The 26,994-nt window shown below is 49.5% G+C and carries 19 protein-coding genes; 13 read left to right on the plus strand and 6 right to left on the minus strand.

Features of this window, described 5'->3' with window-relative positions:
* The first annotated feature begins 315 nt into the window (after positions 1 to 315).
* The 13 genes from rpsP (at position 316) to ACO6V5_RS08395 (ending at position 12,869) form a co-directional block, all read left to right on the plus strand.
* Entirely contained in the window at positions 316 to 561 is a 246-nt protein-coding gene (gene rpsP, locus ACO6V5_RS08335) for a 30S ribosomal protein S16 (protein ID WP_317141840.1), read from the plus strand.
* Between the two features lie 79 nt (positions 562 to 640).
* A complete protein-coding gene (gene rimM / locus ACO6V5_RS08340; RefSeq protein WP_422133490.1) occupies positions 641 to 1,195 on the plus strand; it encodes a ribosome maturation factor RimM in 555 nt (184 codons plus the stop codon).
* 146 nt (positions 1,196 to 1,341) lie between these two features.
* Positions 1,342 to 2,127: a tRNA (guanosine(37)-N1)-methyltransferase TrmD gene (gene trmD / locus ACO6V5_RS08345; RefSeq protein ID WP_422137100.1), complete on the plus strand. Its 786-nt coding sequence runs from the start codon at positions 1,342 to 1,344 to the stop codon at positions 2,125 to 2,127.
* 17 nt (positions 2,128 to 2,144) lie between these two features.
* Complete coding sequence (gene rplS / locus ACO6V5_RS08350; protein WP_252180499.1) at positions 2,145 to 2,498, plus strand: 50S ribosomal protein L19; 354 nt, start codon at positions 2,145 to 2,147, stop codon at positions 2,496 to 2,498.
* A 246-nt stretch (positions 2,499 to 2,744) separates the two neighbouring features.
* Positions 2,745 to 3,632: a site-specific tyrosine recombinase XerD gene (gene xerD / locus ACO6V5_RS08355; RefSeq protein WP_422410364.1), complete on the plus strand. Its 888-nt coding sequence runs from the start codon at positions 2,745 to 2,747 to the stop codon at positions 3,630 to 3,632.
* A gap of 207 nt (positions 3,633 to 3,839) precedes the next feature.
* Positions 3,840 to 4,175, plus strand: coding sequence for a c-type cytochrome (locus ACO6V5_RS08360; RefSeq protein WP_422133488.1), 336 nt, complete (start codon positions 3,840 to 3,842; stop codon positions 4,173 to 4,175).
* Between the two features lie 64 nt (positions 4,176 to 4,239).
* The gene (locus ACO6V5_RS08365) at positions 4,240 to 5,460 is read left to right on the plus strand and encodes a sulfite oxidase (RefSeq protein WP_422410366.1); all 1,221 of its coding nucleotides are present in this window, start codon (positions 4,240 to 4,242) and stop codon (positions 5,458 to 5,460) included.
* Positions 5,460 to 5,846 (plus strand): hypothetical protein, encoded by a 387-nt coding sequence (locus ACO6V5_RS08370; RefSeq protein ID WP_422133486.1) that lies wholly within the window; start codon positions 5,460 to 5,462, stop codon positions 5,844 to 5,846. Before ACO6V5_RS08365 ends, ACO6V5_RS08370 begins: the two co-directional genes overlap by 1 nt.
* A 564-nt stretch (positions 5,847 to 6,410) precedes the next feature.
* Positions 6,411 to 7,238, plus strand: coding sequence for a DsbC family protein (locus ACO6V5_RS08375; RefSeq protein ID WP_422410368.1), 828 nt, complete (start codon positions 6,411 to 6,413; stop codon positions 7,236 to 7,238).
* A gap of 246 nt (positions 7,239 to 7,484) precedes the next feature.
* Positions 7,485 to 8,786 (plus strand): homoserine dehydrogenase, encoded by a 1,302-nt coding sequence (locus ACO6V5_RS08380; protein ID WP_422133484.1) that lies wholly within the window; start codon positions 7,485 to 7,487, stop codon positions 8,784 to 8,786.
* A 127-nt stretch (positions 8,787 to 8,913) separates the two neighbouring features.
* Positions 8,914 to 10,323, plus strand: a complete 1,410-nt coding sequence (gene thrC / locus ACO6V5_RS08385; protein ID WP_422410371.1) for a threonine synthase — start codon at positions 8,914 to 8,916, stop codon at positions 10,321 to 10,323.
* A 124-nt stretch (positions 10,324 to 10,447) separates the two neighbouring features.
* Complete coding sequence (gene recJ, locus ACO6V5_RS08390) at positions 10,448 to 12,166, plus strand: single-stranded-DNA-specific exonuclease RecJ (protein WP_422410373.1); 1,719 nt, start codon at positions 10,448 to 10,450, stop codon at positions 12,164 to 12,166.
* Between the two features lie 97 nt (positions 12,167 to 12,263).
* Positions 12,264 to 12,869: a paraquat-inducible protein A gene (locus tag ACO6V5_RS08395; protein ID WP_422133481.1), complete on the plus strand. Its 606-nt coding sequence runs from the start codon at positions 12,264 to 12,266 to the stop codon at positions 12,867 to 12,869.
* Between the two features lie 5 nt (positions 12,870 to 12,874).
* Here ACO6V5_RS08395 and ACO6V5_RS08400 read toward each other — a convergent pair whose 3' ends face one another.
* From ACO6V5_RS08400 to ACO6V5_RS08425, 6 genes are all read right to left on the minus strand, one after another.
* Positions 12,875 to 13,267 (minus strand): DUF2721 domain-containing protein, encoded by a 393-nt coding sequence (locus tag ACO6V5_RS08400; protein WP_317141854.1) that lies wholly within the window; start codon positions 13,265 to 13,267, stop codon positions 12,875 to 12,877.
* Between the two features lie 38 nt (positions 13,268 to 13,305).
* Positions 13,306 to 14,415 (minus strand): DNA polymerase IV, encoded by a 1,110-nt coding sequence (dinB, locus tag ACO6V5_RS08405; protein ID WP_422410376.1) that lies wholly within the window; start codon positions 14,413 to 14,415, stop codon positions 13,306 to 13,308.
* An 81-nt stretch (positions 14,416 to 14,496) separates the two neighbouring features.
* Positions 14,497 to 14,793 (minus strand): hypothetical protein, encoded by a 297-nt coding sequence (locus tag ACO6V5_RS08410; protein ID WP_422492079.1) that lies wholly within the window; start codon positions 14,791 to 14,793, stop codon positions 14,497 to 14,499.
* A 257-nt stretch (positions 14,794 to 15,050) separates the two neighbouring features.
* Positions 15,051 to 18,299: a PEP/pyruvate-binding domain-containing protein gene (locus ACO6V5_RS08415; RefSeq protein ID WP_422133478.1), complete on the minus strand. Its 3,249-nt coding sequence runs from the start codon at positions 18,297 to 18,299 to the stop codon at positions 15,051 to 15,053.
* Between the two features lie 151 nt (positions 18,300 to 18,450).
* Positions 18,451 to 21,900: a PEP/pyruvate-binding domain-containing protein gene (locus ACO6V5_RS08420; RefSeq protein WP_422410383.1), complete on the minus strand. Its 3,450-nt coding sequence runs from the start codon at positions 21,898 to 21,900 to the stop codon at positions 18,451 to 18,453.
* 192 nt (positions 21,901 to 22,092) lie between these two features.
* Positions 22,093 to 26,988 (minus strand): DUF4116 domain-containing protein, encoded by a 4,896-nt coding sequence (locus tag ACO6V5_RS08425; RefSeq protein WP_422410385.1) that lies wholly within the window; start codon positions 26,986 to 26,988, stop codon positions 22,093 to 22,095.
* Positions 26,989 to 26,994 lie beyond the last annotated feature (6 nt).

Raw genomic sequence — 26,994 nt, forward strand, 5'->3', positions numbered from 1 at the left:
GGTATTCAGGCTTTTCAGTCAACCCGGACAGTTTCAATAACATTAAGAATGGGCAATCTGAAAAGACTTTTTTAAAACTTACGTGCAATATAAAAGTCATAACAAGCTCGTCGTTGTAGCTCACAATGCCTGCCCTCCTCTCATTCCATGAGACTTTCCGCAGCAAGATAAGTGTCAAGCATATTGTCAGCAGGACGGTTATTCCTTAGAATATGCGCCCTTCATGGCCCACTGTCAGTGTTCCATGAATCTGAAGGCTCCCGGAGCCCTCAGAGATAAGCGTTGCCGGACATCACGATTACAGGAAATTATTCCATGGTAACAATTCGTTTAGCTCGCGGCGGTTCCAAAAAGCGTCCGTTCTACCACCTGACTGTTGCTGACAGCCGTAAGGCTCAAGGTGGCCGTTTCATCGAGCGTGTAGGTTTCTTCAACCCTACTGCCCGTGGTCAGGAAGAGCGTCTGCGTGTGGATCAGGAGCGTGTTGAGTTCTGGCTGAGCCAGGGCGCTACCGTATCCGACCGCGTTAGCAAGCTGCTGAAAGACGCCAAAGCAGCCTGAGGTCAGATTTGAACAACCCTGAGCCGTTTAGAACAGCCCCGGGCCGTTTAAACAACCACCTCAAAAAGGAACAGAACCAGTGAAAAAAGCATCAGCAACCGCTCAACCCAAACAGGTTGTCCTCGGAAGTATTACTGGTGTGTACGGAGTAAAAGGCTGGGTGAAAGTGTATTCACACACCAATCCCATGACCAATATTCTGAACTACAAACACTGGATTTTGCGCCAGGATGGTCGCCAGCAGACCATTGAAGTCGATCAGGGCCGCCGTCAGGGCAAGGGACTGGTCGCACACATCGCCGGATGCGATGACCGGGATATCGCCCGCCAGTTCACTGGCTCAGAAATCCTCATCGCTGAGAGCGAACTGCCCCCACTGGCTGATGACGAGATATACTGGCATCAGCTTGAAGGTCTGGAAGTGAAAACCGCTGACGAGGCGGGCAAGGAGCTTCTGCTGGGCAAAGCCAGCCACCTGATGGAGACAGGAGCCAACGACGTATTGGTCATCAAAGCCTGCAAGGGCAGCATCGACCGACGCGAACGACTGGTCCCCTGGTTACTGGATCAGGTGATTATGGAAGTGAATCCGGAAGCAGGATTCATTCGGATTGACTGGGATCCGGAATTTTAACCGTTATGAGTGAAACTGACATGGACAGCCCTGGTCTGATTAAAAGCCCAGAGCCTGCGGACAGCCTTGAGCCATTAAACAGCCCTGAGCCGTTAGACAGCCCTGAGCCGCAGAACAGCCATGAACAATCACCCGTAACAGCAGATATGTGGTTCGGTGTAGTCACCCTCTTCCCGGAAATGTTTCGGGCCATTACCGATCACGGCATATCCGGCCGTGCTGTAAAGGAGGGAATTGTCTCGGTAGAAACCTGGAATCCCAGGGACTTCACCCACGACAGACACCGGACTGTGGATGACCGACCTTACGGCGGTGGTCCCGGCATGTTGATGAAAATTCAACCTCTGCGTGACGCCATCCATGCAGCCAAGAAGGCTGCAGGAGCCGATGCCACGGTAGTATACCTGTCTCCCCAGGGACGCCTGCTTGACCAGGCCGGGGTTCAGGAGCTGGCCGCCAGAAAGCGGCTTATTCTGGTATCGGGGCGGTATGAAGGTATTGATGAGCGTGTAATCAACGAAGAAGTCGACGAGGAATGGTCGATCGGTGATTACGTGTTAAGTGGTGGCGAACTCGCCTCCATGACTCTGATTGATGCAGTTTCACGCTTTGTACCGGGCACCCTGGGTCACAAGGATTCCGCATTAGAGGATTCCTTTGCTGATGGCCTGCTGGATTGTCCGCACTACACCCGCCCTGAGGTTTTCAAGGGGCAGAGAGTGCCGGAAGTCCTGTTGTCTGGGGATCATGCAAAAATTCGTGCATGGCGCCTCAAACAGGCACTGGGCAGAACCTGGTTGAGAAGACCGGACCTGTTGCAAGACAGAAAACTGACCCGTGAAGAGGAAAAACTGTTGTCTGAATTCATTCAGGAGCATCATTCTTCGGATAGCCACAGCAAGGCAGACTCGACGAGCGGAACACTTGACTAACGGGAGCAAGATTTAAAATGAGCAAGAACAGAATCATTGAAGCGCTCGAACAAGAGCAGATGACCAAGGAAATCCCGAGCTTCGGCCCTGGTGATACCCTGGTCGTACAAGTTAAGGTTAAAGAAGGTAACCGTGAGCGTCTGCAGGCGTTCGAAGGTGTCTGCATTGCCAAGCGTAATCGTGGCCTGAACTCCGCTTTCACCGTTCGCAAGATTTCCAGCGGTGTTGGCGTTGAGCGTGTTTTCCAGACATACAGCCCTCTGGTCGCTTCTATCAATGTGAAGCGTCGCGGTGACGTACGTCAAGCCAAGCTGTATTACCTGCGCGCTCTGAGCGGTAAAGCGGCTCGTATCAAGGAAAAGCTCAACTAAGGGACGCTTTTCGCCTCGCGCGGAAAAACTCTTTAGGGTTCTCCAAAACCCTGAGCATGACGCCCAGGGTCATAAAAGTTCTGACAATCCGGCAACCTTGTCAGTCCATAAAAAAAGCGACGAAAGTCGCTTTTTTTATGGCTTCAAAACAGAAAACAGCTTTTCATTTTCAGGCTTGTACTGTTTTCTTTACGATCCTTCCATATGCCGCAATAATGGAGACCTGAACCTGATATACAGATAATAATGGCCAATACCTCCATCGAACTGTTTCTCAACCACCTCTGGCTTGAGAAAGGCCTTAGCGAAAACACCCGCACGGCCTATAAAAGCGATATAGAACAATTCGCTTCCTGGCTTTCTCAGAACAGACTCACACTTGAGAAATCATCTACTTCGGACCTGAGAAACTATCTGGCCTGGCGACACCAGCAAAAGTTTCAACCCAGCTCAACAGCCAGAGCACTATCCAGCCTGCGCGGCTATTACCGTTACCTTTTAAGAGAAAACATGGTCAATCAGGACATTACTCAAAATATTGAGATGCCCAAACAGGGACGGCCTCTGCCCAAATCCCTGACGGAGACTGACGTTGAAAACCTGCTTGCAGCCCCTGATCTTGATACCGATTTAGGAGTTAGAGATCGATGTATGCTGGAGCTACTTTACGCCTGCGGACTCAGAGTATCGGAGCTGGTCAACCTCAACCTGAATCAAATCAACCAAAGGCAGGGCATCGTTCGTATTCAGGGCAAGGGTAATAAAGAGAGGCTGGTGCCTATGGGTGAAGAGGCCCTGAACTGGCTTCACCTCTACCTGAAAGACAGCAGACCCTTTCTGATCAGTGACCCGGAGAATCGGGTACTGTTTCCCGGCCGAAACGGCAGCCCGATGACACGTCAGACCTTTTGGCACCGGATCAAACAACATGCCATAACAGCTAACATTCAAAGCACGGTTTCCCCCCACGTTCTTCGACACGCCTTTGCTACCCACCTGTTGAACCATGGAGCCGACCTCCGGGTGGTCCAACTGCTACTGGGACACAGCGACCTTTCAACGACCCAGATATATACCCATATTGCCCGGCAGCGGTTGAGCGAACTGCATGAATCTCACCATCCCAGAGGCTGAATGCAGGTTCAGCCTTTTTAAACAGTAAAATACAAGACTAAGCTTCATTTGACAGACACCCATTGAACATCCGAATCCGGCTTCATCAGACCCAAAAAAAACAGATATTAAGTATTTATAAGCATCACTATTTAGCAATTATAAGACCTACGCCTTTTAATTTAGCCATTCGGATTAAAATCAGAAAACATTGTGTAGGCTTGCGCTTTGAACTTACCGGATACCATCAGGCTCTACCTGAGACCCTGGGCAGTTACAGCACTGCTGCTTTTGCCTTCTGCCATCCTGTCAACAGCCCAGGCAGCTGACAGATATGAAAAGTTAGCTAACATGTGTCGTGCCTGCCATGGTCAGGATGGTAGTAATAAGTTCAATACCATCCCGAATCTCAAGTGGCAGAATCGCCAGTACCTTTTCGCTCAATTACAGGCTTTCAAAAGCGGGAAACGACAGGACATCACCATGACTAAAGTCGCTCAACTGTTAAGTGAAGAAGATATGCTGCGTCTGGCTGACTTTTTCTTCGAAGGCAAAAAGCCTTGAGCATACCCAAAGCCTCTGTAACCTGAACAAACCAGATGCCAAAAGGTTAACCGGATACCAGACAATGAACAGAAGAAAGTTTCTACAGCAGGCACTGAACGCATCCGCTGCTTCCATTCTGTCTGTGAGGTGGGTTTTTGCTCAAAACCGTCCCCCGGGTCTGGAGCCTGTTGACATCTCCACAATGAAATGGGTCAGGGCGGAAGATCTGCCAGATTATTACACGGTATTGAATACCAAGCCGTTAAATGCCCATCCTGCTGAGCATATGCTGGACCCGGCAGTCACACCGGCAAACATAGCCTTTACACGCTGGAATGGTCTGATGCCGGATTTCGACAAGATAGACCCGAAGACCTGGACCTTTACTGTCGACGGTGAATCCGTCGTCAAATCCAGGACTTATACCATTGATGAACTCAAAAGCAGGTTCAAACACCACAAACAGAACCTGGTTCTGGAATGTGGCGGCAATAGCCGTAAAAATTTTTTTCCCAACACCAAAGGCAACCAATGGAATAACGCTGCCGTTTTTTGCTCACAATGGACCGGCGTCCTGCTCAGCGATGTACTGAAAGACTGTGGCGTGAAAGACGACGCAGTTTACACCGGTAACCATGGGATTGATAAACAACTGAGCGGCACAGGACCTGCGATTTCGCGGGGTGTACCCATTGCCGCAGCCATGAATGATAACGCCCTGATCGCCTGGGCTATGAATGGCGAAGATATTCCATTTCGCCACGGTTTCCCCCTGCGCATTGTCTTTGCTGGCCGCCCGGCTTCTGTCTCCCAGAAGGCAGCCACAGGTATCAGTGTTCGTAACAAGGTGCATGATGGCGCCAAGATGGCAGCACCGGCCTATCAGGTTCCCAGATACCCTATAGCACCCGGAGAGAAAGTGCCCAATGAAGATTATGAAATTATCGAAGAGATGATCGTCAAATCTCTGATCACTTTCCCGCAGAGCGGGATTGAACTGTCACTGGGTAAAACCCAGGAAGTGAGGGGGCACGCCTGGGCCGGTTTGCGAAAAGTCGTCAAGGTTGAAGTCAGTTATGACTATGGTACTCGCTGGCATCAGGCCGAATTGAGTCAACCGGTCAACAAGGGTGCCTGGCAACAGTGGCGCATAAATCTGAAGCTGCCAGAGCAGGGTTACTACGAAATCTGGGCCAAAGCCACGGACAGTGAAGGAGATTCCCAGCCTGTGGTACAACCCCAGTGGAATCCGAAAGGCTACCTCTTCAATGGCTGTCACCGAATTGCTGTGAGGGTTGCCTGATGCCGGACTTAAAAAAGCTCAAAATATTGATAGTCTCGGCGTTACTTTGTGGAGCAAGCCTGGCCGCACCCGATGAAGTGCCAAAAAAAGAGTACCCGGTTGATCCCGGGTCCGGACTGATAATGGCTCCGGGCTGGGAGATGGTTAACGCTCAGTGTAACGTCTGCCATAGCAGTCTTATTATCAGCCAGAACAGTGGTGACAAAAAAGCCTGGCGTGAGACCCTGCAGTGGATGATAGATACCCAGGGACTCTGGGATCTTTCTGAAACCTGGGAACCGATCCTGGACTATCTCAGCACCAACTATGGTGTTGCAGATATTGATAGGGAGACTTTTCGAAGGCTCCCCCTGGACGCGGCATTAATGCCTCCACCCAGAAAGTAAAGACCCAACTCCGAACGGGTCATGGTTTATGTCGCCGCCTGTTAGAGCACTCACCACTCGTTCCCACGCTCTGAGGGTGTCGCAAAACACTGATTCCCACACTTTCAGGCCCTGTGGGTCCCAGCGTGGGAACGAGTTGTCTTCACTCCCGTCATTCCCGCGAAGGAGGCTGTCGTAGTCGGGCTGGTCTGTGACACCTTCATAATCGGCGAGGATGGCCAAATATGGCGATGCGGGGAGATCTTCCCGAATGCCAGTAGTTTGTCGGCTCACGAAAACGCAGAACACAGCGGGCGAAGAAGGTGCGACATAACCGTAACAGATACGGATGGCCAACAGAGGCTATGTTGGACGCTCTGCAGAAGTTCAAGAGACCTGACGGAACACAAAAGGAGATATCACAACCAACCAGTAGTCAATTTTCTGATTCATGACAGCTAAAACTGACAATTCCAATAAAGTGTCTAAACTTCTGCCCCAGAACCTACGATCATATTGGCAGTAGCTACCTGGCTTGCTTCACACTGTCGGTCGAGAAAAAAACAATACCCAGGAGGATGACTCATGCGCCTAAGCACCCTGATCTTATCTGCCACTCTGGCGACTGCCCCCTTTTTGCGGGCTGCGCCATTAGCAGAACAGGTCACTCAAGAAGTACAAAATGCCATTACCAGTGAACTGAAAGGTCTGGATTCCAACATTCCCATTAAAAAGATTGAAAAGACTGGCTGGGAAGGCGTGTTCAGAATAACGCTGGAAGGCGGCAGCGTGATCCATTCCAATGAAACCGGCAAACTCCTGCTGCGTGGTGACATGCTGGAAATTAACAATGGCCAGATCGTTAACCTGACAGAAGAACTCCGTAATAAAGCCGTGGCAGACCAACTGAAGTCTCTGAAAAAAGAAGATCAGATTGTCTTTTCACCCGAAGAGGTCAAAGGCGTTGTTTATATCTTTACAGATACCGACTGTGGTTACTGCCGAAAGCTCCACCAGGAAGTGCCTGAACTCAATAATATGGGGATAGAAGTACGTTATCTGGCTTTCCCCAGAGGCGGAAAACAATCCCCCGCCTACGCCAAAATGGTTAATGCCTGGTGTTCACCTGAGAGAACGCAAGCCCTTTCAGAGCTGAAAAACGGCAAAGAGATCACTCATCAAGCTTCCAAAGAAGACAAAGATCAAACCCGATGCGAAGTTCTCGTTGAAGAGCAATTCGAGCAGGGCCTGAAGCTGGGTGTGAGCGGAACCCCTGCTCTGTTTCTTGAGAGCGGCAAAGCCATACCCGGTTACCGCCCAGCTGTGGAGCTTGCCAAAATTATGGGCATTACACCTCCTCCTGCCCCTGAACCAGCTCCTGACACTAAAGCTGACTCTGCGCCAAAGTCATAGAGTACTTCAGGGTGCGAACCTGCTTCGCACCTGCTTCCCAAATCAGTCATACCGCCATACATTAATAGCCTCTGATCGTCAGCAGGAACAGCGAAGAACCTGCAAACAGTTCGGGCAAACTATCGCTCTTAAGGCCGGTTTATGGCTATAATCCCCCATCCATTGATAATAAATCAGAGCGCTTTCTGTTTCTGAAAGCCGTCGACACAGACAGTGAGTTGAGATCAGCTCACGGGGGATAACAGTTTGAAACCGGTCAAAGTAGGAATATGTGGCCTGGGTACCGTAGGCAGCGGTACGTTTAATGTACTGACACGCAATGCCAGTAGCATTGCTGCACGAACTGGCAGACCCATTATTGTAGAGCAGATTGGTGCCCGTCGGGACAATCCTGCTGCTGATACCTCGACCACCCAAGTCACCCGTGACATCTTTGATGTCGCCCGTAATCCCGAAGTGGATATTCTTGTCGAAACCATTGGCGGATACGATGTTGCCAAGGAGTTGATTCTCACAGCGATCCAACACGGCAAACATGTTGTTACGGCCAACAAAGCGCTGATAGCCGAACATGGCAATGAGATCTTTCAGGCAGCCCGTGAAAAGAATGTCGTGGTTGCCTATGAAGCGGCAGTGGCTGGCGGCATCCCTGTCATCAAGTGCCTGAGAGAGGGTCTGGCAGGCAACCAGGTTAACTGGCTGGCCGGCATCATCAATGGAACCGGTAATTTTATTCTGACTGAAATGGGCGACAAAAATCGTTCATTTGAAGAAGTACTCGCCGAGGCCCAGGCCCTGGGGTACGCAGAAGCTGACCCCACCTTTGATGTAGAAGGCATTGATGCCTGCCACAAACTGACCATTATGGCTTCTATTGCCTTTGGTATCCCTCTGAACTTTGAGCGCGCCTATACAGAAGGTATCAGCCGTATAACTCCGGCCGATATTCAATACGCGCAAGAGCTGGGCTACCGCATAAAACATCTGGGCATTGCCCGACAAACTGATGAAGGCGTTGAACTCAGAGTTCATCCGACCCTGATTCCGGCTTCCCGACCACTGGCCAATATCAACGGCGTTCTGAACTCTGTTGTGATCAATGCAGATGCCATCGGTGAAACCATGATGGTGGGACCCGGTGCTGGCGCCGAGCCAACAGCCTCTTCTGTTGTTGCCGATATTATGGACATTGCCAGAGCACTGGCAACGCCAGAAGCAGCCCCTAACCCACTGGGTTTCTCCGAAGATCAGTTACAAAGCATTCCAGTTCTGGCCATCGGTGAAACACTGAGTCCCAATTATCTGCGCATCCATGCTGACGATCACCCTGGTGTCATGAATGCCATTACCCGGATTCTCAGTGACCGTGGGATCAATATGGATGCCATCACCCAAAAAGCGATCCGTGAAAGCGATGGCTTCGCTGACATTGTTATCCTGACCCAGACCATCAAAGAATCGGAGCTGGATAAGGCCATTGCCGAAATTGAAAGCCTGAGCGATATCCAGGCACCTGTCACACGCATTCGTGTTGAGACCATGGCTTGAAAACTGTCGTTTGTCAGACAGCTACTGATTAAGTCCTGAGTGCATAAGCCCCGGAAGGAGTGAGATTCAAGTCTCACCCTTCATGGGAAAGCAGCCATGAACTCATAAACAATAGATGGAATAGACCGTGAAATACATCAGTACCCGGGGACAGGGTGGAGAAAAGAGTTTTAAGGAAGTACTTCTGGCCGGTCTGGCCGAAGACGGTGGCTTGTACATCCCTGCCGAACTGCCCCAGTTTGATCAAGATAAAATCCGCTCACTGAGGGGCCTGCCTTACAACGAACTGGCCTTTGAAGTGATTAAACCTTTTGTGGCAGGTGAAATTCCTGACCCCAAACTGAAGGAAATGATTGATGACAGCTACGCAACCTTTGCTCATGAAGCAGTTGCACCGCTAACTCAACTAAAAAGTCACCAGTGGGTCATGGAGCTGTTCCACGGCCCTACCCTGGCTTTTAAAGATTTTGCCCTGCAACTGCTTGGCCGATTACTGGATTACACTCTTACCGAAAGAGGTGAACGTGCTGTCGTTCTGGGTGCCACCTCCGGTGACACAGGTTCGGCAGCTATCGAAGGCTGTCGGCACAGTAAAGCGCTGGATATTTTCATCCTTCACCCCTACCAGAGAGTCTCTGAAGTCCAGAGACGACAAATGACTACTATTTTGGACAACAACGTCAACAATATCGCTGTTCAGGGTAACTTTGATGACTGTCAGGCGATGGTCAAACGGTGCTTTGCCGATCAGTCCTTCCTGCCAGACTCGCCAGGAAAAAAGACCCGCCTGGTGGCTGTCAACTCCATCAACTGGGCCCGCATCATGGCTCAGGTCGTATACTACTTCCATGCAGCATTGGAGTTGGGTGGCCCGGACAGAGAGGTTTCCTTCTCGGTACCCACCGGCAACTTCGGTGACATCTTCGCAGGTTACATCGCCCGGGGTATGGGACTGCCAATCAATAAGCTGATTGTTGCAACTAACCGTAACGATATTCTGCACCGCTTTTTCCAGAGCAACGATTACAGCAAACAAGGCCTCGAACACACCCTGTCGCCCAGTATGGATATTATGGTGTCAAGCAACTTTGAGCGCCTGCTGTTCGACCTTCAGGATCGTGATGGCCAGGCCCTTGCCGCACAGATGGCAGCCTTTGAAGAAACCGGCAAGCTCTCGGTTTCAGAACAGCGCTGGCAGAAAATCCGCGAGTTGTTCGACAGCAGTCGTAGTGCCGACCAGGATACCTGCAATGCCATCAAAGACCTGTTTGATCGCACTAAATACCTGGCCGACCCTCATACTATTACCGCTATCAGAGCACTGACAGAAGTTGAAACGGACAGCCGTATTCCCAATGTCGTTCTGGCAACCGCTCACCCCGTGAAGTTTCCCGAAGCCATTGAAAAAGCCGGACTGGACGCCCCGGAGCTGCCACATCATCTGAAGGACCTTCTGGAACGTGAAGAGCGTTATGAGGTTCTGCCTGACGACCTGAACGCTGTGAAAAGCTTTATTCAGAATCATCTGGCACAATAAAGCTTACCGCAGGCAGCTTATCCTGAGCTGCCTGCTCTCATTTAGCCAATAACCCTCCTGTGCTCTGACGCTCTCTGTGATAGAGTAAACCGATACTTTTTACTGCAGACAGCCCAGAACTTCCATGCCGCTTCAGATCATTAGACGCACCAGCACCCCTCTCTCTTTAACTAATGGCATAGACCCGCTTCTCGCCCGAATATACAGTGCCCGGGGCATCAGCCACCCTTCGGAAATCAATCGTCAGCTAAAGGGTCTTCAGAGCTATAAAAGTCTCAAGGATATTGAAAAAGCAGCCAGTCTTCTGACTGACGCTGTTTATGGCCAGCAACGTATTTTAATCGTCGGAGACTTTGATTGTGACGGAGCCACCAGCAGTGCGCTGGGTGTCCTGGCCATGAGAGAAATGGGTGCAATAGTGGATTACCTGGTGCCTAACCGATTTGAATATGGTTATGGTCTGACACCGGAGATTGTTCAGGTCGCCAGACAATATCAGCCTGACGTTCTGGTCACCGTCGACAATGGCATCTCCAGCATAGAAGGCGTAGCAGCTGCAAAATCTCTGGGCTGGAAGGTCATCGTCACGGATCACCATCTGGCCGGCGAACAGATTCCTCAAGCCGACGCTATCGTCAACCCCAATCAGCCTGACTGCCCTTTCATCGGTAAAAATACCGCCGGGGTGGGCATTATTTTTTACGTCATGTGCGCACTGAGAACCGAGTTGCGCAGGCGGGGCTGGTTTGCAGGAAAAACCGAGTTCAACCCTTTTCAATTACTGGATCTCGTTGCCTTGGGTACCATTGCTGACGTTGTCAGTCTGGACGCCAACAATCGCATTCTCGCCTATCAGGGTCTGGCAAGAATTCGTGCTGGCCATTGTCGTCCGGGGATTCAGGCACTGATTGAGATCTCAGGCCGACAACAGTCACGCCTGACCTCTTCCGACCTGGGATTTGCCCTGGGACCTCGCCTCAATGCAGCGGGACGCCTGGATGACATGTCCACCGGTATCGAATTATTACTGACAGAGCGTATCGAGACAGCACGGGAACTGGCTGCTGAGCTGGACGGTCTTAACCGGGACAGAAAAGAGATTGAAGCAGGAATGCAAGTAGAGGCCATGAGCCACTTGTCCAGCCTGAAACTGGATCAGCATTCCGACTTGCCCTGGGGGGTCAGTCTTTTCCGCGAAGGCTGGCATCAGGGTGTGGTAGGCATTCTGGCCTCAAGGGTGAAAGAGAAATTACACCGCCCGGTGATCGCCTTTGCAGAAGCCGACAATGACGAAATCAAAGGTTCGGCAAGGTCCATAAAAGGTTTGCACATGCGCGACGCTCTGGACAGTGTTGCCCGGGAAAACCCCGGCCTCATCATCAAATTCGGCGGTCATGCCATGGCAGCAGGTCTGAGCATTTATAAAAAAGATTTCGAGACGTTCGCGGCTGCTTTTGACCGGATTGTAAAACAGGAGCTCTCTGCTGAGCAGCTTGAAGCAGAGATCCATACCGATGGCGAACTGGGTGTCTCCGAGCTGACAATGGGTACGGCTCAACTGCTACGCGATAGCGGGCCATGGGGACAGAATTTCCCGGAACCTTCATTCGATGGCCGGTTTCAGATCATTCAGCAGCGGCTGGTAGGCCAGAAACATCTGAAAATGGTGCTCAAGCTGCCTTCGTCAGAATATTATGTAGATGCCATTGCCTTCAACATTGACCCGGGGCAGTGGCCAAACCAGAACATAACAACCGTTAAAGCGGTTTATAAACTGGACATTAACGAGTTTCGGGGTCAACAGAGCCTTCAGTTGATTGTTGACCACCTTGAATCAGCCTGATAGCAGGGGGACTGCCCTCATTGGCATATCATTGTTCTTTGCAGGTTTCTCAACTATTTTAGTGACAAGATAACTCTTTCCAGAAGACACAAGAAAAATGACTGAGCCCCGAAATTTCAGTATTGCTGCCCCCCTGATTGTTTTAATCATTTCACTAGGTTTATTGATTCCCGGAATCACCCAACCCATGATCACACTTCAGGCGGATATGAACCGACAGGCCCTGGTCAAGGAAGGTCAAAAAATTATGGAACAACAGTCCATTCACCCGGCACTGCTGACTATGGCCAACCAGTTTCTCTCTAATCTGAAGGTGGAAGGCCAGAGCCGGGTTTATGACAAGACCCGAAGCATTCTTGGCACTGCCAGCGACCTCTGGAATTTTGGCTACAAATTTGTCGCCATTCTGATTCTTACCTTCAGTGTCCTGATACCTGCTATCAAAAGCTTACTCTTGCTGGCATCCTGTCACTCGCCATCACGAAGAGTTGCACTTAAAGTCAACGCTGCGCTCGGTAAATGGTCTATGGCAGACGTGTTCGCAATGGGGATCATCATTGCCATGCTGGCTGCCAACGCCACTGCGTCGGAAAGCGCTCTGCTGAATTTTCAGGCAGAACTGCACTGTGGATTCTATCTCTTTGTCGCCTACTGCCTGGTTTCAGGATTGACAGGGCAGCTGTTATTGAAAGAGCAGCCATAAACTGCTCAATCTTCCATCTCACTTACCTGAAGTTCCAGCGCATCAATCGAAATTTTAATTTCGGCCAGACAGATGATCAGGGAAATCAATAAAGCCAGCAGGCTTATACCAAAAATGATAAAACCCACCTGATATTGACCCAGGTGAAGAAGAAACATAACCAGAACACAGCAGATAAAGCTGACAATTCCAGCCCCCTGCATGTGTTTGATGAGTATCATTCGTCGCCTGAGGTTTTCCATCTGCCCTTTGATGTGAGGGTTATCCGGATGTTTCTTGAACTCACCGTGAAGATTTCTGATCAATGTAGCCAGCGCCAGAAACTTGTTGGTATAGGCAAGGAACAATAGAGAAATGGCCGGAAACAACAGGGCGGGAGTTGTCAGATTCAGCTCCATGGGACCTTATCAGAGTTTAAATATTGAGAGATGCCATACTATATCCTTCCACCCCTGCGTTCAAACAACTCCAATTGCTGCATCTGCCCCGAGGTTCTCAAATCCAGCAGCCTTACGCCAACACCCAGTAGACGAACAGGTTTATCCCCCCTTTGCCAGGCTCGAATCAGCAATGCCTGGAAGTGTGCCTCGGGTGCCAGATCATCGGACTCTATCATTTCCTCAAGTGTTGTCTGGGTGAAATCGTTGAACTTCACTTTTACAAACCGCTTGGTGACCGAATATTCATTCCTGATTGCCTGAAAACGTCGCGACAGATCCTCAACCAGGGGTTTTACCTGAGTCAGTATCGACTGTTCGTCCTGCAAATCTGCATCAAAAGTGTGCTCAACAGATAACGACTTCCGTCTTCTATCCAGCTCCAGTGCACGATTGTCCTCGCCTCTGGCAAGCTCCCAGAGGCGCTCGCCGAAACTGCCAAACCAACGACACAACTCAACCGGAGAGTATTGTCGCAACATGCCACAGGTCATAATCCCTTTGCTATGTAGCTTTTGAGCAGTGACCTTGCCGACACCGTGTATCTTCTCAACCGGTAATTCAAAAACAAAATCCTGAACCTGGTCGGGCGTGATCACACAAAGACCTTTTGGCTTGTTCCAGTCGGATGCCACCTTGGCCAGAAATTTGTTTGGAGCCACACCCACAGAGACAGAAATCCCCACCTCTTCCAGGACAGACTGCATAATCTCCCGGGCCATCAGCGTGCCACTGCCCTGGCAGTGACTGGAGTGGGAAACATCCAGATAGGCCTCATCCAGCGACAAGGGCTCAATCATCTCAGTGTAACGATGAAAAATGGCATGCATCTGCCGTGAAGCGGCTTTATAGACATCAAACCGGGCTGGCAAAATAATCAGATCAGGACAGAGCCTGAGTGCACGATAGGACGCCATAGCAGAATGCACGCCCGACTTTCGCGCCGCATAACTGCATGTGGCAATCACTCCTCGACGTTCAGCTTTACCCCCCACAGCAAAAGCCTTGCCTTTTAGCGTGGGGTCATCCCTCTCCTCTACAGAGCAGTAAAAGGCATCTGCATCAACATGGAGAATTTTTCTCTGAACGGATTGATTCGTTTCCTGCATGGTGTTATCGAAAAATAGTGCGAAAAAAATTGAAGCTGCCTGTAAAGACTAACGACAGGTGAAGCAGGAAACAATGATTTCTTAGTGACTTTTTATACAGCCTTGATCGATCTCTTCACTCTGGACGAGGGTATCGCAAAACTCCAACAACTCGTACCCATGCTCTGGGGTCGTCATTCCCGCGAAGGCGGGAATCCAGCGCCAACGGTGGATCTCTGCCTTCTCGGGGATGATAAGGCCAGGGGGCACCAGGCGGTATGGTTCTGGTGGTAAGTCAGTGTGGATTCCCGCCTTCGCGGGAATGACGAGAATGAAGCCGGGAATGACGAGAATGAAGCCGGGAATGACGAGAATGAAGCCGGGAATGACGGGAGTCAACTCGTTCCCACGCTGGAGAGAGTTTTGCGACACCCTCTGGACATGTCTGACCTCAAAAATGTTCAGCAAAGTCTTAATGACGCAGAAAGATGCCATGTCACCCCAAGAGAGATGTCGCAACGCTGAATATTTAGGTATTTTCAAATGATCGATAAAAAACGAGGGAAATTTCCGGTCTGCTTCAGCCCGGTTCTATCCAGCAATCAGGAAAAACGACAATATTTTCACTGATCAGGGTTCTCAGAATAGATCAGACCTTATCTCCAGAAATAAGCAGAGTAATGATTTTTAGCCCGTTGGCTGGCATATTCCGGCCCATGCTCTCGCAAGACATTATTGAGCTTTTCTTTATTAACTGAAAGTGGCTGAACCGGTAGAAGATAAAACTCCAGTTTGTAGCTGAAGGATGGATTGATCACAAAGTAGTGGTTTTTATAGCCAAACAGCAACTCAACCACTTGAACAGCGTATTTGGGATGTAACAATACATAATGATGTAAGAACTCCCAGCGAATGTCCTCAGCGATCTCATCATTCAAGAACATCTCCCTCAGACTATCTACTGTTTTTTTCCCCTGAAATACTAACGAATTACACGAACCTAACTGCTGGGCCCAGCGAACAAACTGTTGCAGTCGGTTGCTTAATAACTGGCAGCATTCGCTAGAAATCCTGAACCCACCGCAGTAAAACATTGAGAAAAGGCAATGTTGAAAGGCAAATCTGTCAGCTGCTGTTGCAACATCGCGATTAAGGCGTTGTGCAAGCAAGTTGAAGTCCCACTGATCTCCTTCAAAAATACGTAAGTCCTCTAAATGTCTATCCAGATTATACATGGAATCTAACGCAATCATCAGTTTTTCAAAGGCATGCTGCATGGTTTGATGCAATTTCATTCGCGGGCATTCGACGACAATTTCACCCGCTATGGCATTGCAAGTTACCTTCATACCACCAGCATTTTTATTCAGTTCGATCGCTTTCAGCAACTGCACCAGAAACCACATACGCTTTAACTTGGCGCTGACATCGACACCATCATTGCCATCAAATTGGTCAGAAAACTTAAGCCGCAAGGTTCGTCCTTTTCCCCCCTCTGCGTTTTCCAGTAGCTCGATAAGGCAAAGATGAACGCCAAGCTTCAGGTTAACAATCGTGGCACTGTCCATACTGAAGACAGTCCCCGTAGACCCGGAATTTTCAATGGATGATCTGTCGGACGGCCTCAGTAGCGATACTTTGTCACTCGGGGTCGTGCAGTCAACATAGGTGATTTTCTTTACTCTCGATACCCTGCCCTGAACCGAATCCAGAGCAATCGGAGCCAGCGCGTTTACGAAACGCTGATGCAAGGCAAAAATCAGTTCATGAATACTTCTGACCTGCTCAGCCTCTTTAAGATGCAGTGATTGCAGAACGGATTGTAGTTGCTGACAGTCTGCAACCCACTGACGGAAGGATCCCTGCCTTTTTTCAGCAGCTTTCAGGGGCAGCATAATAGCCTCCAGGCCTGACAGGACGCTCTCTTTGAGTGTCTTGAACCGTTTGATTAATTGTTGTGCTTCATCCTGCAAAGGTCTGACACTGCTTCTCCCCAGCTGCAAGAATGCATGGTAGCCATCCAGAAATGCTTCAGCCCCCTGAACCAGTTGATTTACCCTGACTCTGATCTCTGCCAGCAACTCTGCCCGTTGCGGCGACATGCTCAGTTTTATGGGATTTGCCAGACAATCCAGTCCGCCACCGGAGGCAAAAAATGCCAACAAACGGGCATTTTGATCCGTGAGCCACTGAAAACCGCTGGCGATATTAAGGAATGTGCCTTCAGGGGGGGACAAATCACTCCGTGACGGGACGGCTCCGGTGAGCGGCACATCAGAAAATGCAGAGGACAGACTTCTGTGACTGGCAAGTTTACCGCTAAGGTCACCGGCAACAATAAAGGCGCCAGGCTTTCCTTTGAAGCGGGCAAAGGCGAGCGTCGCCTGTTGGCCAACCTGAGCGGCCACGACCGCAAACTGTCCACCGGCCAGCATCAAGGTTTTTCCTTCCTGTTTCATAACGATCGCGACATGATCGTTGAAGCCTCCTTCGGCAAAGACAAACCCCCCTGCCCGCTTCAGGAACTCTGGCTCAAGCATCCAGTCTGCAGCGTGTTGGGCCACAACAATGGCACCCTCTGGCATAGAGTCCGCCGCTTGTTCTTCAGCCTGCCAGATTGTTCCGGTGCAATGGCCTTCGCTGACGCCCTGACCAACGGTCAGGGTCTTTTTGGGTATCGGCATCGCAAAATCCATGCCGCCAGAAAGCCGGGTAACAGGGCGCACCTGCAACAGGAACAAGTTACCCTGATGATCGATGGCAAACTCCACATCCACGGGGCAAAGCAACAGGTTCTCCAACTCCGTCACCGCCTGACTGAGTTTTACCACCAAATGATCACTGAGTTTATGAACACTGTCGTCTGATTGGTCGTCCGCATCATAAATTTCTGTTTCCAAATAGCCGTTATTGTTTTTGTGCAGGGCGAAGTGACTTGAAACCTTGCCGGAAAAGTATTGAAAGTGTTCAGCGCCTTCCTTGTGATAAATATCGATACGGTGGGGCGTATTACCGGACTGACCTGCCACTACGCCTCTGGGCTGACCCTTTGTGTACTCAATCCTGACGGTATCATTCTGAAAGGATTGAAAGCTCATGATGACTCCACCATATCGACAGTCAATACACTGTTGGATGATCAGCGCCATGGGTTGCGGTATGCCTTCGGGACAGACTTCAGGACGGTAACCTGAGGCCATGACCTTGAGACAGGTTCTGAAAACATCGCCTTCTGCCTGAATGACAGAGAGGTATTTGCCCGCCTGGGCATCGCCGTAGTTATCTTCATTGATGCCAGAACTGCGAACAATAACGGGCTGTGATGCAGAGAGTCGGTCCACCTGACGGTGAAGTTCCCTGATTTTTCGGGCCGCTTCAGAATCTTTAACCCGTTCGTAAAAGTCATCACTGGCAATAAATGTTGCCATACCTGACAGCCAGTCATCCCTTTTGGTTTGCTCTGAAGGCGGCAGGGTATTGAGGTATTCCCGGAGGTTCTTCAGGCTGGTCTTAGCCAGCGGTTCAGCAACAAACCCGGGCAAATAGTGATCTAACCGATGAGTATCGAGAGGGTGTTGTTCCAGCGCATTCATGATTTGAGCAGTCACACATTCGAAGGGCGGAACAGACAGACCGGCTGCTTTCATGCGCCACAAAAACATCCCCTTGCCCCCGAGCAGTTCCCGTTTGCAGGAAGAATGGTAAGCAGCCTGATCTGAAACAGCTGAATGACAGCTGCGCTTGACCAGCAACCTTGGGTCGGGTGTACCACTGATATCAAGATTATCGAAATACCTTTTAGCTGGATGACCTGCCTCATTGGATCGAGTGCCAGCTCCGGTATTCTGAATTGAATTGGTTGTCAGGCTTTCAGGACATGATGCTCTGAAAGTAACATGATTCATTAGACATCCCTCTCATAATGTTCACCTGTGACTCAATAGCTGATGAGTCATTAATTAATTTCATTGGACATTGATATTTTTATAAAGTTCATGAAGTTTTCACGAAATTCGGGATTGCTTTGTTTCGCTGGCAAAGAATAAGGGAGAAATACTATCGGCAATTGCCATTTGCCAATTGAATAATCTCTTTATCGCTTCGGAGCCCTTCACCGGCATAACACAAAACTCCGGGAGATTCTGCGACAGCGGCAATAACGATATCTCTATCATTCCTCAGCACCTCATTCAAATATCTCAGTTCCATGGGATATTTTGAAATGACGGGTAATACAAAGTCTTTATCATTCCAGACTGCTTGGCTGGCATATTCCAATCCATGTTTGAGCAGGGCATTCCTGACCTTTTCTTTATGATCCCCAAGCGGTTGGCCTGGTGCTGCATAAAACTCCAATTCGTGACTGAACGATGGCTTGATAACAAAGTATTGATTTCCCAGGTCATACACTTGCTCAACCAATCTGGTAGCACTTTTAGGTTCGAATAATAAAAAATGATGTAACAGCTCCCTGCGGATGTCCTCACTCATCTCTTCAGTCATAAAGATGTCCTGCAGACTCTCTTCCGGTTCTCTATTAAAAAACAATGACCACTGATACGCACCTAACCGCCGGGCATGATGGGTAAGCTGTTGGTGGTGGTTGCTCAATAAACTGCAGAAAGCGGCAGTAGTGTAGCGACCACCCCTGAGCCAATAAAACATTACGAAAAGGCAATGTTGAAAAGCGAATCTATCTGCGTTTGTCACAACATCACGATCAAGACGTTGCGCAAGCATGTTAAAGTCCCACTGACCGCCTTCAAAAATGGGAGAGCACTTCAACCGAATATCCATATTATACATAGCACGTAACACAATGATCAGTTTTTGAAAGGCATTCCGCATGGTTTTTGGTAATTTCATTCGGGAGCATTCGACAATAATCTCACCCGCAACTGCGTTGCAACTTAGCTTCATGCTGTCAGCATTTTGATCCAGTTTGATCTCTTTCAGTAATTGCGCCAGAAACCACATACGTCTGAACTTGCCGGATTTATCACGCTCATCAGGCCTGTCAAATTGATCAGAAAATGTCAGCCGCAAGGTTCGACCTTTCCCCCCCTCTGCACACTCAAGCAGCTCGATAAGGCCCACATGACTTCCAAGTTCCAGGTTAACAATCGAGGCTTCATTCATAATGATGACAGTCCCTATAAGCCTTAACTCTTCCATAAGTGCTCTGAGGACCGGACTCAATATCGGTGTTTTTTCACCCGGGATCGTGCAATCAACGTAGTTGATTGCCCTTTTCCTTGTCAGATTGCCCTGACCCGAGGCCGAAGTGACCGGTGCCAGCCCTTTTATGAAGCGCTGATGCAGGGCAAAAATAAGCTCATGGACACTCCGGACCTGCTCAGCCTCACCGGGGATGAGTGCCTTAAGACAGGATTGCAACTGATGGCAGTCTGTCACCCATTGACTAAAAATCACCGGGGATAGCTGTCTTTTTTCAGTAGTCTGCATTGGCAGGATGAAACGCTTTAACCCTGATCCGATGATCCGTTTCAGTGTTTCGAACCGGTTGCTCAGTTGCGGTAATTCTTCCTGCAGTGATTTGAGTTGAGGTGAATCGCTGTTACCCGCCAGCGACAAGAATGCCCTGTAGCCATCAAGCAGTTTTTCAGCCCCGTAAACCAACCGATTAACGGTGTCTCTGATCTCTTCCATAATCTTGAGTCGTTGCGGCGACATGCTCAGTTTTATCGGGTTTGCCAGACAATCCAAACCGCTGCCGGAGGCAAAAAATGACAGCAGGCGGGCATTTTGATCCGTGAGCCACTGAAAACCGCTGGCAACCTTAAGGAAAGTGCTTTCAGGGGGGGACAAATCATCCCGTGACGGGACGGCTTTGTGTAACTGCACATCAGCAAAAGCAGAGGCCAGGCTTCTATAACTGGCCAGTTTTGCGGTAAGGTCACCGGAAACAATAAAGGCACCCGGCTTACCCTTAAAGCGGGCGCAGGCCAGCGTCGCCTGTTGGCCTTCCCCGGCGGCTATGGCTGCAAACTTTTCACCGGCCAGCATTAACGTTTTTCCTCTCTCTTTCATGAGGATCGCTGCATGATCATTGAATCCTCCTTCAGCCATGAAAAAACCTCCCGCCCGCTCCAGAAACTCAGGCTTCAGCATCCACTCTTCAGCATGGTGGGCCACGACAATGGCTCCCTGTGGCATAGAGTCGGCCTGTTGTTGTTTGGCCAGCCAGAGGGGACCGGTGCAAAAGCCTTCGCTGACACCCTCGCCAATGGCCAGAGTCTCTTCGGGTACAGGCATGGCAAAATCCATACCACCAGAAAGTCGGGTAACAGGACGCACCTGTAACAGGAAAAGTTGACCCTGATGATCGATGGCAAACTCCAAATCCACGGGGCAGAGCAACAGGTCTTCCAGCGTTGTCACCGCTTCCATGAGCTCTGAAACCGTTTCATCACTGAGTTTCTGTCCGCCGTCGTCTGATTGAGCACCAGCATTATCAATTGCTACTTCCGAATAGCCGTTATTCTTCTTTTGCAGGACAAAATGACTTGAGATCGTGCCGACAAAGTATTGATAGCTGTCAGCTTCTTCTTTACGATCCTTGCGATAAATATCAATGCGGTGGGGCCTGTTACCGGACTGCCCTGCTACCACACCTCTGGGTTGACCTGGTGTGTACTCAACCCTGACGGTATCATCCTGAAAGGATTGAAAGCTCATGACGACGCCACCATATCGACAGTCAATACACTGTTGGATAATCAGCGCCATGGGTTGCGGTATGCCTTCGGGACAGACTTCAGGACGATAACCTGAGGCCATGACCTTGAGACAGGTACTCAAAACATCGCCTTCTGCCTGAACGACAGAGAGGTATTTACCCGCGTGGGCATCGCCGTAGTTATCTTCGTTGATGCCGGAACTGCGGACAATCACGGGCTGTGATGCAGAGAGTCGGTCCACCTGACGGTGCAGCTCCCTGATTTTTCGGGCCGCTTCAGAATCTTTAACCTGTTCGTAAAAGTCATCACTGGCAATAAATTCTGCCATACCTGACAGCCAGTCATCCCTCTTGGTTTGCTCTGAAGGCGGTAAGGTATTGAGGTATTCCCGGATGTTCTTCAGGCTGATCTCCGTCAGCGGTTCATCAACAAACCCGGGGAAATAGTGGTCTAAAACATGGGTATCGAGAGGGTGTTGTTCCAGTGCATTCATGATTTGAACAGTAACACATTCGAAGGGCGGAACAGACAGACCGGCTGCTTTCATGCGCCACAAAAACATCCCCTTGCCCCCGAGTAGTTCTCGTTTACAGGGAGAATGCTCAGCAGCCTGATCTGAAACCGCTGAATGACAGTTGCGCCTGACCAGCAAGCTTGAGTCGGGCGTACCACGGGTATCAAGATTATCGAAATACCTTCTGGCTGGATGACCAGCCTCATTGGATCGAGTACCTGCTCCGGTATTCTGATCAGGATTGGTTGTCAGGCTTTCAGGACATGATGCTCTGAAAGTAACATGATTCATTAGACATCCCTCTCATAATGTTCACCTGTGACCCAATAGCTGATGAGTCAATTAATTACTGTCCTTGGACATTGATATTTTTATAAAGTTCAACCGTCGGCCAAAAGCACGCATTAGAAAAAAAGCCAATAAGCTGGCAAAACGGCTTGTGCCGGTCAACGATGTCAGAATTGATCAGACCTTATTCGCAGATTACTCGACGTATTCACGAACTTCGGGGTTTCTTTGTATTGCTGCCTCAATAAAATCCTCACCATCTTCAAATTCGAAAGCAACAAAATTGAAAACATCAGAATCCTGTTCAATCAAGTCCAGCATATAGTCACGATCCTTCAATAGCGTTTTATTGGCATATCTCAAGATATTAAAATTGATAGCCACTAAGGTTTTAATTATGTTTTTATCGCTTCGGATTCTTTCACTGGCATATCTGAGGGCTGCCGGATAATTTTTGATAGCGGCCATTACAACTTCTTCATTATCCTGTGGTTTCGGGCTGGCGTATCGCAGTTGATAGCCTTCTTGGGTGACTGCAGCCAGAACGACCTCGTTATCACTCTTCAGTTCTTCACTCAAATGTATCAGATTATAGGGGTTTGATGAAATGGCTGCTAATGCAAGGTCTTTATCATTTCGAATCCGTTGGCTGGCATATTTCAATCCTCCCCTGAGCAAGACACTCCTGATCTTTTCTTCGAGATCCCCAAGCGACTGCGCCGGTGGAAAATAAAACTCCAGGCTGTAAAGATAGGACGGCTTGATCACGTAGTATTGATCTTTCAAATCAGGATACACAAGATCAACCCATCCCATAGCCTTACCGGGATGTAACAATAAAAAATGATGCAGCAGCTCCTTGCCGATGTCCTCAGCGTTTTTATCACTCATCAATACTTCCCGAAGATTGTCCTTCGAATTAATGAGCCGTCGACTATGATCAATAAAGTCTTGTTGATGACTGTTTAATAACTGGTAGCAACCGGGATTAATGCCATTTCTGTGACTATCAACCATTAAGAAAAGGCAATGTTGAAAAACGAATCTATTGGCTTCTGCCGAAAAATCGCTATCAAGGCGTTGTGCAAGCAAGTTAAAGCTCCACAGATCTTCTTCAAAAATGCTTCTTAGCTCTAAAAACTCATCCAGATCATAAATGACATCTAACGCCGTTATCAGCTTTAAAAAGGCATCCTGCATGATTTCAGGTGATGTCAATCGGGAGCATTCGACGATCATTTCTCCCGCTGCAGCGTTGCAACTCAGCTTCATGCTATCAGCATATTTATCCAGTTCGATCGCTTTCAATAACTGCGCCAGAAACCACATACGTTTCAACTTGCCGGGTGCATCACTGCCATTAGTGGCATAAAATTCCTCAGAAAATGTCAGCCGCAAGGTCCGCCCTTTTCCCCCCTCTGCGTTTTCAAGTAGCTCGATAAGGCTCTTGGTATCTTCTAAATCCAAATTAACAGTCAGGGTATTATCCATACGGATGACAGTCCCTTTAAGAAGCCTTAACTCTCTCAGACCTGCCCTGCAGGACGAACTCAATACCGGTGCTTTTTCACCCGAGCCATCCGTTGTCGTACAGTCAACATAGATCACGCCCTCGTCCATGGCCAGCATGCCCTGAGCCGAGACCGGAGTATCTGGTGCCCGGGACTTTACCAGGCACTCGTACAACGCAAGCATCAGGCCATTGACACTCAGGACCTCTCCGGTCTTCATGGGATAGAGTGCCTGAATACAGGATAGGATGACTTCTCTGTCATTCTTCAGTTCTTCACTCACGTATTCGAGATTGTATGGATGTACGGCAATGGCCGCTAATACCAGATCTTTATCATTTCGAACCCGTTGGCTGGCATATTTCAGTCCTCGCTTGCGCAAGACATTTTTAATCTTTTCCGTTTGATCCCCAGGCGACTGAACCGCTGGAACCTCAAAATTCTGGCTGTAACTGAGGGATGGATCGATAACAAAGTATTGATCTCTCAGGCTATATACATCCTCGTACAATGGAGTAGCCTTATTGGGCTCTAACAATAAAAGATGCTGTAAGAGTTCCCTGCGGTTGTCCTCAGCGATCCTGTCACTCATTAACACTTCCCGAAGATTGTCCTTTGATTGAGCTAACCGTCGACTATGATGAATAAACTTTTTTTGGTGTTGGCTCAATAACCGTTTTAATAACCGGAAGCAATCCTGAGTAATCCAATCCCCAATACCATAAACCATTAAGAACAGGCAATGTTGAAAAGCAAATCTGTCGGCTTCAGCCGCAACATCGCTATCAAGGCGTTGTACTAACAAGTTAAAGCTCCACTGATCTCCTTCAAAGATGGCTGTCGACTTTAAGTCTATATCCAGATTCTTAATGACACGTAACGCCGTTATCAACTTTACAAAGGCATCCTGCATGATTTCACGTGATTCCATTCGCGGGCATTCAACAATCATTTCACCTGCTATGGCATTGCAACTTAGCTTCATGCTACCAGCGTGTTTATCCAGTTCGATCACTTTCAGCAAATGCGCCAGGAACCACATACGTTTCAATTTGCCGGGGGCATCACTGCCATCAGCCCTGACAAATTGGTCAGAAAATTTTAGTCTCAAGGTACGTCCTTTCCCCCCCTCTGCGTGTTCAAGCATCTCGATGATGCCCATGTGATGTCCTAACTCAAGGTTAACAATCAAAGCATCATCCATACTGACAACCGTCGCTGAACGCTTTGATTTTTTGAGGGATGCTTTGCAGGGGTAGCTCAATAGCTGTCCCATTTCATCGTCGCCACCCGGAGTCCTGCAATCAACATAGGTGATGTCCTTTTTCCTGGATATCCGGCCCTGACCCGAAGCCAGAGCGACCGGCGCCATTGCCTCTACAAAGCGCTGATGCAGGGTAAAAATCAGTTCATGGACACTTCGGACCTGCTCAGCCTCGCCGGGGTTGAGTTCTTGAAGACAGGATTGTAGCTGATGGCAGGCGGCCAGCCACTCGCGAAAAGTTCCGGCAGGTACCAGGCCTTCTTCAACGGATTGCAGGGGCAGGATGATACCCTCTAGCCTTGACCAGATAATCTGTTTCAGCGTCCCGAACCGGTCGATCAATTGCTGTGATTCTTCCCAGATTGACTTGAGCTGAGATGAATCACCGTCATCCGCCAGCCGCAGGATGGCCCTGTAACCCTCCAGCAAGGCTTCCGCCCCACAAATCAGGCGATTTATGCTGTCCCTGGTCTCTGACAATAGCTTTGATCGCTGCGGCGAAATACTCAGTTTGATTGGGTTTGCCAGACAATCCAGTCCGCCGCCGGTGGCAAAAAATGCCAACAGCCGGGCATTTTGATCCGTTAGCCATTTAAAACCGCTGGCCACCTGAGAGAATGTGCCTTCAGGGGGAGACAAATCATCCCGTGAGGGGACGGCTTTTGCTATCGGCACATCAGAAGCAGCAGAAGGCAGGCTTCTGTAACTGGCCAGTTTACCGGTCATGTCACCGCTCACGATGAAAGCACCGGGCTCACCGTTAAAGCAGGCACAGGCCAGTGTCGCCTGCTGCCCATTATGATTGACTACTGACGCATACTTTTTACCGGCAAGCATTAAAGCTATTTTTTTCTGTTTCATGAGGATCGCTACATGGTCATTGAATCCTCCTTCGGCAAAGACAAAACCCCCTGCTCGCTTCAGGAACTCAGGCTCAAGCATCCAGTCTTCAGCGTGCGGGGCCACGACAATAGCTCCGAACGGCATAGCGTCTGCCTCTGGTTTTTTGGCCAGCCAGATGGGGCCGGTGCAATAACCTTCGCTGACGCTCTCGCCAGTGGCCAGGGTCTCTTCGGGTATGGGCATGGCAAAAACCATGTCGCCGGAGAGTCGGGTAACAGGGCGTACCTGCAACAGGAATAGCTGTCCCTGATGATCGATAGCAAACTCCACATCCACGGGGCAGAGCAACAGGTTTTCCAGCTCTGTTACCGCCTCCCTGAGTTTTGAAACCCTGTCATCAGTGAGTGAATGCCCAGTGACCTTTGATTGCGGATTGGCATCATCAATTCTTGTTTCCGAATAGCCGTTATCATCCTTGTTCCTGTGCAGGATAAAGTGACTGGAGATGGTCCCGGGAAAGTATTGGTAGCTGTCAGTTTCTTCTTTAACACCCCCGCGATAAATATCAATGCGGTGAGGCCTGTTACCGGACCGCCCTGCCACCACGCCTCTGGGCTGACCCTGTGTATACTCAAGCCTGACGGTATTATCCAGATAAGATTGAAAGCTCATGGCGACACCACCATATTCGCAGTCAATGCACTGTTGGATGATCAGCGCCATAGGTTGTGGTATAGCTTCGGCGCAAACTTCAGGTTGGTAAGCTGAAGCCATGACCTTAAGGCAGGTTCGCAAAATATCCTCTTCTCCCTGAACTAAAGAGAGGTATTTGCCCGCCTGGGCATCGCCGTAATTATCTTCATTGACGCCAGAACTGCGGACAATTACGGGCTGCGATCTGGTGAGTCTGTCCAGCTCGGTGCGCAGATCCCTGATATTTTGGGCTGCTTCAGAATCTTTAACCTGTTGGTAATAATCATCACTGGCTACAAATTGTGCCAGACCCGCCAGCCAGTCATTCCTTTTGGTTTGCTCTGAGGGCGGCATGGCACTAAGGTATTCCCGGATGTTCTTCAGGCTGATCCCGGCATCCAGTTCAAGGTCAATCCCGGGGAGATAGCGGCCTGAAAGATGGCTATCCAGAGGGTGTTTGTCCAGAGGGTATTGTGCAAGCGCATTCATGACCCGGACTGTCACACATCGGAACGGTGGAACAGACAGACCGGCGCTCATCATGCGCTGCAAAAACATTCCCTTGCCCCCAAATTCTTCCCGTTTGGCGGATGAACGGTCAGCAGCCTGATCTGAGACAGCTGAACGGCAGGTGCGCTTGGCTAGCGGCGTCCGGTCCGGAACGTCACCGGGATGAAGATCACTGAAATGCCTTTTGTGTGAATGCTTAGCCTCATTATCCTGATCAGGAACAGTTGTCAGGCCACTGGGACCTGGTATGTCTGTAGCAGGAGGTAACATCAAAAT

The organism is Endozoicomonas sp. ALD068 (genome assembly GCF_049310145.1).
Lineage (GTDB): Bacteria > Pseudomonadota > Gammaproteobacteria > Pseudomonadales > Endozoicomonadaceae > Endozoicomonas_A.

Bases quoted from the DNA above. Each gene is read 5' to 3' on its own strand.
- rpsP (WP_317141840.1), top strand. From the start codon at position 316: ATGGTAACAATTCGTTTAGCTCGCGGCGGTTCCAAAAAGCGTCCGTTC.
- trmD (WP_422137100.1), top strand. From the start codon at position 1,342: ATGTGGTTCGGTGTAGTCACCCTCTTCCCGGAAATGTTTCGGGCCATT.
- rplS (WP_252180499.1), top strand. From the start codon at position 2,145: ATGAGCAAGAACAGAATCATTGAAGCGCTCGAACAAGAGCAGATGACC.
- xerD (WP_422410364.1), top strand. From the start codon at position 2,745: ATGGCCAATACCTCCATCGAACTGTTTCTCAACCACCTCTGGCTTGAG.
- ACO6V5_RS08365 (WP_422410366.1), top strand. From the start codon at position 4,240: ATGAACAGAAGAAAGTTTCTACAGCAGGCACTGAACGCATCCGCTGCT.
- ACO6V5_RS08370 (WP_422133486.1), top strand. From the start codon at position 5,460: ATGCCGGACTTAAAAAAGCTCAAAATATTGATAGTCTCGGCGTTACTT.
- ACO6V5_RS08375 (WP_422410368.1), top strand. From the start codon at position 6,411: ATGCGCCTAAGCACCCTGATCTTATCTGCCACTCTGGCGACTGCCCCC.
- recJ (WP_422410373.1), top strand. From the start codon at position 10,448: ATGCCGCTTCAGATCATTAGACGCACCAGCACCCCTCTCTCTTTAACT.
- ACO6V5_RS08395 (WP_422133481.1), top strand. From the start codon at position 12,264: ATGACTGAGCCCCGAAATTTCAGTATTGCTGCCCCCCTGATTGTTTTA.
- ACO6V5_RS08400 (WP_317141854.1), bottom strand. From the start codon at position 13,267: ATGGAGCTGAATCTGACAACTCCCGCCCTGTTGTTTCCGGCCATTTCT.
- dinB (WP_422410376.1), bottom strand. From the start codon at position 14,415: ATGCAGGAAACGAATCAATCCGTTCAGAGAAAAATTCTCCATGTTGAT.
- ACO6V5_RS08415 (WP_422133478.1), bottom strand. From the start codon at position 18,299: ATGAATCATGTTACTTTCAGAGCATCATGTCCTGAAAGCCTGACAACC.
- ACO6V5_RS08420 (WP_422410383.1), bottom strand. From the start codon at position 21,900: ATGAATCATGTTACTTTCAGAGCATCATGTCCTGAAAGCCTGACAACC.
- ACO6V5_RS08425 (WP_422410385.1), bottom strand. From the start codon at position 26,988: ATGTTACCTCCTGCTACAGACATACCAGGTCCCAGTGGCCTGACAACT.